Origin of the sequence: Polynucleobacter nymphae (genome assembly GCF_018882155.1) — a bacterium.
GTDB classification, from domain to species: Bacteria; Pseudomonadota; Gammaproteobacteria; order Burkholderiales; family Burkholderiaceae; genus Polynucleobacter; species Polynucleobacter nymphae.
This window is the reverse complement of the sequence record NZ_JACVPA010000001.1, coordinates 1,614,000-1,626,216: the sequence shown is the minus strand read 5'-3', so window position 1 is coordinate 1,626,216 and position 12,217 is coordinate 1,614,000. Positions and strand designations below refer to the sequence as shown.

Annotated in this window: 14 protein-coding genes; 4 read left to right on the top strand and 10 right to left on the bottom strand. The window is 46.0% G+C overall.

What is annotated here, in order from left to right:
• Positions 1-25: 25 nt before the first annotated feature.
• On the top strand, positions 26-1,219 hold the full coding sequence (locus ICN29_RS08405) for an acetylornithine transaminase (RefSeq protein WP_216131729.1): 1,194 nt from the start codon (positions 26-28) through the stop codon (positions 1,217-1,219).
• A 24-nt stretch (positions 1,220-1,243) separates the two neighbouring features.
• On the opposite strand, the gene ICN29_RS08400 is transcribed toward ICN29_RS08405, so the two are convergent.
• The 7 genes from ICN29_RS08400 to ICN29_RS08370 all read right to left on the bottom strand — a co-directional run bounded on the left by ICN29_RS08400 (position 1,244) and on the right by ICN29_RS08370 (position 7,420).
• A complete protein-coding gene (locus ICN29_RS08400) occupies positions 1,244-1,957 on the bottom strand; it encodes an ABC transporter ATP-binding protein (RefSeq protein ID WP_216131726.1) in 714 nt (237 codons plus the stop codon).
• The gene (locus ICN29_RS08395) at positions 1,957-2,730 is read right to left on the bottom strand and encodes an ABC transporter ATP-binding protein (RefSeq protein WP_216131723.1); all 774 of its coding nucleotides are present in this window, start codon (positions 2,728-2,730) and stop codon (positions 1,957-1,959) included. The genes ICN29_RS08400 and ICN29_RS08395 overlap by 1 nt, the downstream gene beginning before the upstream one ends.
• Entirely contained in the window at positions 2,727-3,836 is a 1,110-nt protein-coding gene (locus tag ICN29_RS08390; RefSeq protein ID WP_439651265.1) for a branched-chain amino acid ABC transporter permease, read from the bottom strand. Before ICN29_RS08390 ends, ICN29_RS08395 begins: the two co-directional genes overlap by 4 nt.
• On the bottom strand, positions 3,811-4,746 hold the full coding sequence (locus ICN29_RS08385) for a branched-chain amino acid ABC transporter permease (RefSeq protein ID WP_216131721.1): 936 nt from the start codon (positions 4,744-4,746) through the stop codon (positions 3,811-3,813). The genes ICN29_RS08390 and ICN29_RS08385 overlap by 26 nt, the downstream gene beginning before the upstream one ends.
• A 72-nt stretch (positions 4,747-4,818) precedes the next feature.
• On the bottom strand, positions 4,819-6,003 hold the full coding sequence (locus ICN29_RS08380) for a branched-chain amino acid ABC transporter substrate-binding protein (RefSeq protein ID WP_216131718.1): 1,185 nt from the start codon (positions 6,001-6,003) through the stop codon (positions 4,819-4,821).
• 25 nt (positions 6,004-6,028) lie between these two features.
• Complete coding sequence (gene ispH / locus ICN29_RS08375; protein ID WP_216131716.1) at positions 6,029-6,970, bottom strand: 4-hydroxy-3-methylbut-2-enyl diphosphate reductase; 942 nt, start codon at positions 6,968-6,970, stop codon at positions 6,029-6,031.
• 3 nt (positions 6,971-6,973) lie between these two features.
• Positions 6,974-7,420, bottom strand: a complete 447-nt coding sequence (locus ICN29_RS08370) for an FKBP-type peptidyl-prolyl cis-trans isomerase (protein ID WP_216131712.1) — start codon at positions 7,418-7,420, stop codon at positions 6,974-6,976.
• 30 nt (positions 7,421-7,450) lie between these two features.
• Here ICN29_RS08370 and radC point away from each other — a divergent pair, with 30 nt between their 5' ends.
• The 3 genes from radC to rpmG all read left to right on the top strand — a co-directional run bounded on the left by radC (position 7,451) and on the right by rpmG (position 8,703).
• Positions 7,451-8,143 (top strand): RadC family protein, encoded by a 693-nt coding sequence (gene radC, locus ICN29_RS08365; RefSeq protein WP_369411651.1) that lies wholly within the window; start codon positions 7,451-7,453, stop codon positions 8,141-8,143.
• Between the two features lie 147 nt (positions 8,144-8,290).
• Positions 8,291-8,524 carry a 50S ribosomal protein L28 gene (rpmB, locus tag ICN29_RS08360; RefSeq protein WP_011903570.1) on the top strand — a complete coding sequence of 78 codons (234 nt, stop codon included), beginning with the start codon at positions 8,291-8,293 and terminating at the stop codon, positions 8,522-8,524.
• A gap of 11 nt (positions 8,525-8,535) precedes the next feature.
• Complete coding sequence (rpmG, locus tag ICN29_RS08355; RefSeq protein ID WP_015421876.1) at positions 8,536-8,703, top strand: 50S ribosomal protein L33; 168 nt, start codon at positions 8,536-8,538, stop codon at positions 8,701-8,703.
• Between the two features lie 70 nt (positions 8,704-8,773).
• On the opposite strand, the gene ICN29_RS08350 is transcribed toward rpmG, so the two are convergent.
• Genes ICN29_RS08350 through purN form a run of 3 tightly spaced genes read right to left on the bottom strand, consistent with a single transcriptional unit; the run spans position 8,774 to position 12,187 of the window.
• Entirely contained in the window at positions 8,774-9,967 is a 1,194-nt protein-coding gene (locus ICN29_RS08350) for a DesA family fatty acid desaturase (RefSeq protein ID WP_216132175.1), read from the bottom strand.
• A 34-nt stretch (positions 9,968-10,001) separates the two neighbouring features.
• Complete coding sequence (locus ICN29_RS08345; protein ID WP_216131709.1) at positions 10,002-11,561, bottom strand: RsmB/NOP family class I SAM-dependent RNA methyltransferase; 1,560 nt, start codon at positions 11,559-11,561, stop codon at positions 10,002-10,004.
• On the bottom strand, positions 11,558-12,187 hold the full coding sequence (purN, locus tag ICN29_RS08340; protein ID WP_216131706.1) for a phosphoribosylglycinamide formyltransferase: 630 nt from the start codon (positions 12,185-12,187) through the stop codon (positions 11,558-11,560). Before purN ends, ICN29_RS08345 begins: the two co-directional genes overlap by 4 nt.
• Positions 12,188-12,217 lie beyond the last annotated feature (30 nt).

The following is a 12,217-nucleotide window of genomic DNA, read 5'->3' as shown; positions in this document are numbered from 1 at the left end:
TTAGCCCCATTTACCTAAACCAAGTATGAATAAGCCAGCTCAAGCAATCGATACCCATTCAGTGATGTTCATCACCAAGCGCCCAGAAGTCATTATGGTCGAGGGTAAAGGCTCATGGATAACAGATAACAATGGCAAGCGTTATTTAGATTTCTTACAGGGTTGGGCTGTCAATTGCTTAGGCCACAGCAATCCTGGAATGATTGAGGCTCTTAATGCTCAAGCAAAAAAAATAATCAACCCAAGTCCTGCGTTTTATAACGAGCCTATGGTTGGCTTATCCAATCTACTCACGGAAAATAGTTGTTTTGATAAAGTCTTTTTTGCTAACAGCGGCGCAGAAGCAAACGAAGGCGCCATCAAACTCGCGCGTAAGTGGGGTCAGCTCAATAAAAATGGTGCTTTTGAAATCATTACTTTTGAACACAGCTTTCATGGTCGCACATTAGCTACGATGAGTGCTTCTGGAAAACCTGGTTGGGATACGATGTTTGCCCCACAAGTTGCTGGCTTTCCAAAAGCAGATTTAAATGATTTAGATTCTGTCAAAAAACTCGTAACTGATAAAACCGTTGCGGTAATGATTGAGCCTATTCAGGGCGAAGGCGGCGTGATACCTGCCACCAAAGAATTTATGCACGAACTGCGCAAGTTCACTAAAGAAAACAATATTCTGCTAATCGCTGATGAAGTACAGGCTGGGTGCGGCCGTACTGGCACACTCTTTGCTTACCAGCAATACGGAATTGAGCCAGACATCATGACCTTAGGTAAGGGCATTGGTGGTGGCGTCCCCCTTGCAGCCCTTATGGCAACGAATGCAGTAGCCTGCTTTGTACAGGGCGATCAAGGTGGCACCTATAACGGTAACCCACTGATGACTGCTGTAGGCATTAGCGTCATTGAGCAATTATTAGCGCCAGGATTTTTGGCTAGCGTGAAAGCCAAAGGTGAGTTGCTCAAATCAGAACTACTCAAGCTATCTACAGAATTTAATCTCGAAGGTGAACGCGGTGAAGGTTTATTGCGGGCACTCATGCTGGGCAAAGATGTCGGCGGAAAGTTAGTTGATCTTGCCCGTGAGCGCAATCCCGAGGGACTATTAATTAATTCACCAAGGCCAAACTTATTGCGTTTTATGCCGGCTCTCAATGTGAGTGAGGATGAGATTCGTCAGATGGCTAATATGCTGCGTGAGCTACTAAAACAAACTGTTTAGGGCTGTGAGTTTTTAAACGTTCACCTATTCGCCTAAATAGGCTGTTCTTACTCGAGAGTCCTCTAGCAATTCTGTGCCTGAGCCACTCAAAGTAATTAATCCACTTTCCATCACATAAGCACGATTTGCCATCTGTAAGGCTAAACGTGCGTTTTGCTCCACCAAGAGAATAGTCATGCCATTGGCTGAAAGATTGCGGATAACGTCAAAAATAGTTTCTACCATGATGGGGGATAAACCCATCGAGGGTTCATCTAGTAACAATAGCTGGGGTTCAGCCATCATCGCCCTACCCATGGCCACCATTTGCTGTTCACCGCCCGAGAGGGTTCCTGCCAGCTGCGATAAGCGCTCCTTCAGTCTTGGAAAGTACGAGTAAATCTCCTCTAGCTTTTGCTGAACAGCCTTGGCATCTTTTTTCAGAAATGCCCCCATCTGAAGATTTTCCAGAATAGTCATGCGCTTAAAGACGCCGCGGCCCTCAGGAACCATGCCCAAGCCAAGTTGAACTAAATCATAGGCTGGCAATTTCTCAGTAGGATGATTCAAGAACTGAATCTCGCCTGCTGATGGGGTCAATACACCAGCAATGGCTTTCAAACTTGAACTCTTGCCTGCACCATTGGCGCCAATTAAAGCTACCAACTCGCCTTGACCAACCTCTAAATCAATTCCTTTGACGGCATTGATACCACCATAAGAAACTTTGAGATTTTTTACACTCAGCAAGGCACTCATTACGATGCCCCCTGGCCGAGATAGGCCTTAATCACTTCTGGATGCTCGCGAACGTCTGCAGGCTTACCCGAGGCAATCACTTTTCCATAATCAAGCACTGTAAGGCTGTCACAAATACCCATAACCAAACTCACATCATGTTCGATCAGCAAAATCGTTTTGCCATCCGCCCGAATGCGCAGTAATAACTCACGCAATTCCAGTTTTTCAGTTGCGTTCATGCCCGCTGCAGGCTCATCTAAAGCCAGCAGCTTAGGCTCAGTAGCCAAGGCTCGTGCGATCTCTAGGCGACGTTGATGACCATAAGATAAATTACGAGCCTCCATATCGGCGTATTCACTTAAACCAACATAAGCTAGTAGTTGAAGTGATTTATCTCGAATCGATCGCTCCTCACGCCGAGTAGATGGAAAGCGAAAGATTGCTCCCATGACTCCCGCCTTCGATCGACAATGGCATCCAACCATTACATTTTCTAGAACAGACATTTCTCCAAATAAGCGAATATTCTGAAAGGTTCTGGCTAATCCAGACTGAGTTACTTTGGAGACTGACTCAGGAAAGTAGGACTTTCCGTCAAATAGAAATATCCCAGAGTCGGCTGGATATAAACCCGTAATCACATTAAAAAAGGTAGTCTTACCTGCGCCATTTGGCCCTATTAAACCGACAATTGAGCCATGCGGAACTTTTAAACCTACTGAATCGAGCGCATGGACGCCGCCAAAGCGTTTAGAAACATCAGTGACATCTAAAAGTAAGCGCTCCATCATGAATTTTTCCGGCTCTTTTGCCAGATACCGCCTGGGCGATACAGCATGATTAAGATCAGGGCTAAGCCGTAAATCAGTTGGCGAATGATTTCAACATCAATAATCACATGACCAAACATGGCTTGCTGCAAAGGTTGTGCAACACCACGTAATACCTCTGGAAAGATGGCAAGTAGAACGGCCCCCAGAATGACACCAGGGATATGCCCAATGCCACCTAGTACCACCATGGCTAGGACAACAATCGACTCCCACAAGGTAAATGATTCAGGAGAAACGAATCCCTGAAAAGCGGAAAATAAAACTCCAGCGACACCGGCAAAAGATGCGCCGATAGCAAAGGCTAGCAGCTTCATATTACGAGTATTGATACCCATTGCCTTTGCAGCTATCTCATCCTCACGAATTGCTACCCATGCACGACCGATTCGTGAGTCCTGTAAGTGCAAACAGATTATTGCCACCGATACTACCAAGAGTAAAAATAAATAGAAGACGAGATATAGACCAGGAATTTGGATAAATCCCAAATCTAAAGACTTTGTAAATGAAATTCCAAAGATCTGAATTGGATCAATTGCATTGATTCCTTTGGGGCCATTAGTCAGATTGAATGGGCGATCTAGATTATTCATAAAAATGCGAATAATTTCTCCAAAACCCAAAGTCACAATCGCTAGGTAATCTCCTCGCAACTGTAGAGTTGGAAAACCTAAAATGATTCCGAACAAAGCGGCCAAGCCGATGGAGAATACTGCAACCATCCAAGGAGAAAAATGCATCCCCTCCGGAAAGGCTGCCGCAATAGTCTCAAAGTGCTGTGGTAAGTGTGGGGATGCTAATAGTGCGAAGCTATAAGCGCCAAGCGCATAAAAAGCGATATATCCCAAGTCCAGCAGACCAGCAAAGCCCACGACGACATTCAGACCCAGGGCAAGAACGATGTAAAGCAAAGCAAAGTCGAGTACTCGCACCCAGTAATTGCCGCCACTAGCGCCAACCACCCAAGGCAAAATCATTAAAGCAATGATGCCGATCCATAAATAAGCGGACCTGGGAAGTCGTTTAAATAGCGCCTCCTTAAGCACGATCCGAAACCCTTTCACCCAAGAGTCCCGTTGGACGTAATACTAAGACCAAGATCAATACCAAGAAAGCAAAGATATCTTGATAGTTTGAGCCAAAGATGCCACCTGTTAAATCGCCAATATAGCCGGCACCTAAAGATTCAATTAATCCCAAAAGAAGGCCGCCTAACATCGCCCCTTTTAAATTTCCAATGCCGCCCAAAACAGCCGCAGTAAAAGCTTTTAGCCCGGGAATGAATCCCATATAAAAATGCACGTTACCGTAGTTGCTAGCAATCATGATCCCAGCCAGAGCCGCCAGAGCTCCACCCAACATGAAGGTAATTGAAATAACCCGATTAGGATTCACGCCCATGAGTGCAGCAATTTGAGTATTCTCGGCAGTAGCTCGCATTGCTCTGCCGAGCTTGGTTTTTTCAACCAAGAATAGCAATCCACACATCACTGCTAACGCGACCACAATGATGACAATTTCTTTACCAGTAATCGTGGCACCACTGCCCCATAAATCAATCGGAATTGAAGGCAATAATTGTGGATAGGTCATCGGATTACGTGACCAAATCATCATCGCAATCGTTTGAAGCAAGATAGACATGCCGATTGCAGAGATCAAGGGGGCTAAACGCGGCGCATTGCGCAAAGGACGATATGCAATCCGCTCAATCCAGTAACTTAAGCCAGCGCAAACGGCCATCGTGATCGGCAACACAATTAAGAGCGTTAGCCATCCCGGAAGATCACTAGTGAAGCCCAAGATTAATCGCAACAACGAAAGCGATACCATGGCGCCAATCATGAGCACTTCACCGTGAGCAAAATTGATAATGCCCAACACACCGTACACCATGGTGTAACCCAAAGCAATCAAGGCATAGATACTGCCCAGCACTAAGCCATTGATAATTTGCTGAAGGAGGATATCCATTAAGTCACTGTCTGTATTTGCGAGGCGTAAAAAAAGAGTGCCGCAGAAGCGGCACTCTTTTATCAACAATCCTTACATCTTAATAACATCTAAAACTGTTTTCTTCTTATCTTTAAAGTCATATAAGGTAATGACACCCTCTTTCATATCGCCTTTATTGTCAAAGGCGATGTTGCCAACCAAGCCATTCATCTTAGTATCTGGCATGACCGCGAGAATCTTTGCTGGATCAGCAGAGTTTGCACGCTTCATTGAATCCACGAGGACATAAACCGCATCATAGGTAAATGGGGCATAGATCTGTACGTCCGCATTGAAGCGCTCTTTATAACGTTTCTGGAAATCAGCTCCTTGTGCCATTTTGGACAGGGCCATACCAGCCTCTGAGCAAGTCACATTGACCACAGCCTCACCAGCTAACTCTGCAAGCTTCTCGGTACACATACCATCACCACCAACCACTTTAGCTTTCATGCCAAGCTCTGCAGCTTGCTTGGTTAATGGACCACCAGTGGCATCCATACCGCCATACATAATGACATCAGGTTTCTTACCTTTTACTTTAGTCAAAATGGCTTTGAAGTCTGTCGCTTTGTTATTACTTGCTTCGCGAGCAACTACTTTCACGCCAGCAGCTTTAATAGTTTTTTCAAACTCATCTGCCAAGCCTTTGCCATACTGAGTAGAGTCATCGATGATGGCAACAGTTTTGGCTTTTAAGGTATTCACAACATAATTAGCCAATGCTGGGCCTTGTTGTGCATCAGTGGCAACTAAACGATAGGTAGTTTTAAAGCCCTGATTTGTAAAGTCAGGATTGGTTGCAGAGGGAGAGACCTGTGTAATCCCAGCATCACTATAGATTTTGGAGGCTGGAATACTAGTTCCAGAATTCAGGTGGCCAACTACACCAACAACCTTAGCATCTACCAATTTCTGCGCTACTTGGGTAGCAGTCTTAGGATCTTCAGCATCATCCTCAGGCACCAAAGTTAAAACAACTTTTTTACCATCAATTGTTAAGCCGCTTTTATTGATCTCTTCAATCGCTAGGCGCGCACCATTTTCATTGTCTTTGCCTAAGTGAGCGATTGGGCCAGTCAAAGGAGCGACGTGCCCGATCTTCACTTCCACTCCATCAGCCGGAGTAGCGGCAGTCTTATCGCCACCCTTGCCGCAACCAAGCAAAACTAAGGTCGCTGCTGCTGCAACAGCAGTTCTCACAAATATCACTTTTGACGCTTTTACATTAATCATCTACAGCTCCTCTGATATGAATACTTCAGCCAACTAAATTTTTCGGTAGTGAGAATGTCACATCTTCCACTACACCATCTAATGCACGGACTTGACGTGGTCCAAATTCCAAAATGCGCGCCACGATCGATTGAGCCAAACTCTCCGGTGCGGATGCACCAGCAGTCAGGCCAATACGCTTTTTGCCAACAAACCACTCTGGCTTGAGTTGCTCAGGGGCATCCACCATGTAAGAGGGAACGCCCAATTTTTCTGATAATTCCCGCAAGCGATTGGAGTTCGAGCTCGCCGCACTTCCCACCACAATGACCACCTCTACTTGAGGCGCCATAAATTTCACAGCATCTTGACGATTCTGAGTGGCATAACAAATATCTTGCTTACGTGGCTGAACAATGTTGGGGAATTTTTTTGTGAGCGCTTCAACAATTTCTTTGGTCTCATCGATTGATAAGGTTGTTTGCGTCACAAAAGCAATTTTTTCATTCTCTGGAAAAGATAATTCGGCAACATCGGCAACTTTTTCAATCAAGAAAAGGCCTTCTTCAACCTGTCCCATCGTTCCCTCAACTTCAGGGTGTCCTGCATGACCAATCATCAAGATAGTAAAACCATCTTTGGACATCTTCACTACCTCAAGATGTACTTTTGTCACCAGTGGACAGGTAGCGTCATAAACCTGCAGGCCACGCTCTTGAGCATCTTTGCGCACTTCTTGAGATACGCCATGAGCACTAAACACCACAATTCCACCTTTAGGAACCTCTTGCAAGTCTTCCACAAACACTGCACCCTTCTCGCGCAATTCATTTACAACATATGCGTTGTGAACGATCTCATGGCGCACATAAATGGGCGCACCAAAACGTGTAAGAGCTTCATTGACGATATTGATAGCGCGATCAACGCCCGCGCAAAAACCGCGGGGCTGTGCCATCAAAATTTCAAGGTTATCTGGATTACTCATCGCTTAGAGAATAGCAACAATTTCTGCTTCAAAAGTGACAGGCCTGCCAGCCAATGGATGGTTGAAGTCAAACCATGCTCCCTCATCATTAATCGATTGCAAAACACCTGCATATTGCGCCCCGTCTGGTGCATTAAATTCAATCACATCACCCGGATTAAATTCTACGCCGTCATCGCGACCCTCTTTCAAGGCTTTCAAAGAAACCCATTGCACCAAATCTTCTTTACGCTCACCAAAACTTTCTTCTGGTGGAAGTAAGGCACTTTTTTTCTCACCTAGCCCAAGTCCTAGCAACACCTTTTCAAAGCAAGGAGCAAATTGTCCAGAACCCATCAGAACCGTCGCAGGACGATCAACAAAAGTATTGATGTAATCGTCCCCGTTAGGCAAAGTGAGCCGGTAGTTGAGGGTCAAGTAGGAGTGAGGCAAAACAGTAAGCTTAGTCATAAGCTTATTGTATCGAGGCCTGCGCCGGCTGTGCACTCCCCAATTACGGGCTGGCCCAAACATGAACAGCCACGCGAAAAACTCCGTATTGATGGTGCTGCTGCACTTTCCGATGCGGAACTTCTTGCCATTTTTTTGCGGGTGGGCGTAAAAGGCAAAAGCGCAGTGGCCCTAGCGCAGGATCTATTGCACCATTTTGGAAGCCTACCCAGCTTACTTAGATGCAGCCGTGAAGAGCTCACTTGCATCCACGGAATGGGACTATCCAAATGGTCCCAAATCCAAGCTGCCTATGAGTTAGTAAAACGTAGTCTCGAGGAGGGGCTAGCCCAAGACTCTATCTTTTCCTCGCCAAGCCATGTGAGAGAGTTCCTGCAGGCCAAAATTGGCCGTCTGCCACATGAGGTCTTCCTTTGCCTCTACCTCGACTCACGGCTTCATCTAATTGAGTGTCAGGAGCTTTTTAGGGGGTCTATTACCCACACAGCTGTTTATCCCCGAGAAATCCTTAAGGAGGCCCTCTCCAGAAATGCCAGCGCCCTGATCGTGGCGCATAACCACCCCAGTGGCAACCCGCTACCAAGCAATGCAGATCAAGATCTAACTAAAACCCTCCAGAACGCCTTGCAATTGGTTGACATAGCGCTTCTCGACCATTGCATTGTCAGCGGTAGTGGATTTTTCTCTTTTTCAGATTCTGGTCTTATGAATCATGGCAAATAATGGAAGTAATTACTAACTTATTCTGAATTTAAGGACTTTTCTATCCATTTTGTCGTCTAAGGTCGAATACCAAAGCCATTTAGGGCTAGCCCAAAATAGGCTAGGACTGATACAATCTTCTTTTTTCGCAATTAATGGAGTTATGTCATGGCAAAAGTTTGCCAAGTCACTGGGAAGAAGCCGATGGTTGGCAACAATGTATCCCATGCAAACAATAAAACGAAGCGTCGCTTTTTGCCGAATTTGCAAAACCGTCGTTTTTGGGTTGAATCAGAAAACCGCTGGATTAGCTTGCGCTTAACCAATGCTGGTTTGCGCGTTATCGACAAGAACGGCATTGATGCTGTGTTGTCTGATCTACGTGCACGTGGCGAAATTTAAGGAGCGCGCAAATGGCTAAAGGCGGCAGAGAAAAAATCAAGTTAGAGTCATCAGCAGGTACTGGTCACTTCTATACAACTTCAAAAAACAAGCGTACTAAGCCTGAGAAAATGGAGATCATGAAGTTTGATCCAACGATTCGCAAGCATGTTGCTTACAAAGAAACAAAGCTGAAGTAATTTACTTTCAGCAAATAAAAAACCCGCTGCGTGCGGGTTTTTTATTGCCTAAAAATTGCTAACTACTGATCTATGCGTAGCGGCGCAATCTTAATGAGAATTCACGAAGGCTTGTTAAGCCACTATCCTCAGCACGCTGACACCACGCATGCAACTGTGCAACTAACTGCTCTCTAGTAGCATTAGAACGCCCCCAGATTGCTTGGAGATCGCGACGCATCTCGATCATCTTACGCAGTTGTGCATTGCTGGCCATTAACTCTTCAAGCTTTAAGCGCTCTTGCTCACTAAGACGTGATTCGTCTTTGGCTAACCAAGTACGGGCATCACTTAAATGCGCTGCAAGAACCTGCATATGCTGCACTTCGTTGCTGAAAAAAGTGCGCAATGTTTTGCTATAGCGCGCCATGATTTCATAACGATTGGCAATAATGGCCTCAAGAGTATTGTGATCAGCAGGACGTAAATCGCTCAGCACAGGCTTGGGCGGCGTTTTCTTGACGTTAGCCAAACCTACAGCACTCATGATCTGAATGTACAGCCAACCAATATCAAACTCATACCATTTATTTGATAACTTAGCGCTTGTAGCAAAGGTGTGGTGATTGTTATGAAGCTCCTCGCCGCCAATCAAGATTCCCCAAGGGATGATATTCGATGAGGCGTCTGCGCAATCGTAATTACGATAACCCCAATAGTGCCCAATACCATTAATCACACCAGCTGCAGTAATGGGAATCCACAACATTTGGATAGCCCAAACGGTCAGACCAATGCCGCCAAATAAAAACACATCGATGATGAGCATGATGGCAACACCCTGCCAAGAAAACTTGGAGTAAATATTGCGCTCAAGCCAATCATTAGGAGTGCCATGGCCAAACTTTTCTAAAGTCTCTTGATTGGCTGCTTCGTTTTTATAAAGCTCGGCACCACGAGAAAGCACGGTTCCAATACCCAAAATTACCGGGCTATGGGGATCATCAACCGTCTCGCATTTAGCATGATGCTTGCGATGAATTGAGGCCCACTCTTTGGTCACCATGCCTGTAGTTAGCCAGAGCCAAAAACGGAAGAAATGGGAAGCAATCGGATGCAAATCCAAGGCACGGTGTGCTTGGCAGCGATGTAAAAAGATGGTGACTGCAGCGATAGTGATGTGAGTGACTACCAATGTAAAAATGGTAATTTGCCACCAAGACCAATCGAGATAGCCATTGGCTAGCCAATTGAGAAATAAATCAAAACCTGAACTTGAAGCGATATTCAAAAGTGAGTCCCTAGAGAGGTCTAAACCTTTATTTTAATTCTTTCGCAGGTTTCTTGGTTTTGACTTTTACCTCTTTTTCCGCCCCTTTTTCAGAGTCAGGAACAATAGCAGCAGCCTTCTTTTGGAAAACAGCACCAAAAAAGCCATCCGTTCCGTGAATATGAGGCCAAAGCTGCCACCAAGGATTATCTGGACTGCAGCCCAAAGGCAGCTTGTCTTTTGGAAAAAGCGGTTTGAGAGCCTCAGCGGCGGGCACAACCTCAAATTGAGGGTGCTTAGCCAGAAAATCTTCTGCAATCGCTTGATTTTCTTGAGGTAAAAGGCTGCAAGTGGCGTAAACCAAACGACCACCTGGTTTTAATAATCGAGCAGCAGAAGCCAAAATATTCATTTGCTTTTGATTGAGCTCTAAAACCCCAGCTGGGGTTTGGCGCCATTTAAGATCTGGATTACGCCTCAAGGTACCCATCCCACTGCAAGGGGAATCCACCAGAACACGATCAATCTTTCCAGCCAAACGTTTGACCTTAGCGTCATTCTCACTATCAATCCATACGGGATGGACGTTAGATAGGCCGCTGCGGGCTTGTCGTGGCTTCAAATTAGCCAAACGACGTTCTGATGTATCAAATGCATAGAGGCGCCCTGTAGAGCGCATTAAGGCTCCAATCGCCAAAGTCTTGCCACCCGCTCCAGCACAAAAGTCGACAACCATCTCACCTCGTTTAGGAGCAAGTAAATAAGCAAGGAGCTGACTGCCTTCATCCTGAACTTCAAACATACCCGCCTTAAATCCAGCAGTATTTTGTAAAGCAGGCTTACCCATAATGCGCACACCATCTGGTGCATATGGAGTTGGGATCGCTTGATAGCGACCACCCAATGCATTCATCTGCACCAGCAATTCTTCGCGATTAGTCTTCATGGTGTTTGCGCGTAAATCCAATAGCGCTGGATGCATTAATGATTTGGCTAGCTCTTCACGCGTCTCTTCACCAGGATATTTTCCAAACGCGTCCCATAGCCATTCCGGTAAATTATTACGAACAAGAGGATTTAATGCCGCAGGATCTACTGTGGCAAAACGCTGCAACCATTCATACTCACCTGGCTTAAGCACATGCGCTAAATCTGCGATGGCACTCTCTGCACGGTTAGCTGAACCAAGCCCACCTTCCGATAGAGCAGACAGTAAACCCAATAGGGCTAAGCGTCTAGGCTGAGAACCCTCGCCACTAGCAGCAAATTGCGAGAACTCATTCTTACGACGCAAAATTGCAAAAGCACTCTCTGCAATCAGGGCACGATCTCGATTTCCGAGTTGTGGCTCAGCACGAAAATAGCGACTAACTACGCGATCAGATGGTTGTTCAAAGCTCAGCAGTTCGGGTAAGAGTCTTTCCAGATGAAGTGCATGCTGAGGCAATGCTTTGGCATTGGAGAAATTCTTTTGGCCTTCAGGCGCAATTAAATTTCCGCTTGCATTCCGTCGCTCTGGACGGCGCTGTGGGTCATTCGATTTAGCGGCGTAACTTTTATGTGGGGCGAGTCTGTTTCCAGATTTACGGGGTGGCCGTTCTGCACTCATAATTTAAAAAATTGCGACTCTGGGGGTTGAAGCTTCACTTGATTACCTTCTATTCGCAATCGTCCATCAAGGAACCATTTTACGGCCCGCGGGTAAATCTGATGTTCGGCACTTAAAACACGGGCTGCCAAGGTGTCAGCATCATCGCCCTCTAGGACTGGAACAGAGGCTTGGCAAATAATGGGCCCTTCATCTACGCCCTCAGTAACAAAGTGCACCGTAGCGCCATGCTCCTTAACCCCGGCCTCTAAAACCCGCTCATGGGTGTGCAAACCAGGGAATGCCGGCAGGAGGGCTGGATGAATATTGATGAGGTGACCCTCAAAATGGCGAATAAACCCTGGAGTCAGAATTCTCATAAAGCCTGCTAGTAGCACTAAATCAGCCCCTAAAGCATCAATTTGCATGCTTAGGGCAGCATCAAACGAATCGCGAGTAGCATGCTCTTTGTGCTCTACAACGAAGGTTGGAATACCCTGGGAGCGAGCAAAATCAAGGCCCTTAGCCGCAGAGTGATTGGCTATTACCCCAGCAAACTTCACTGGCCACCGCTCTTTTTGAGCGGTTTTGACGATAGCCTCGAAATTAGATCCGCGGCCTGAGATTAAGGTAACGATAGAAAGCATGCCCACAATATAATTGATGGCTACCCTGAA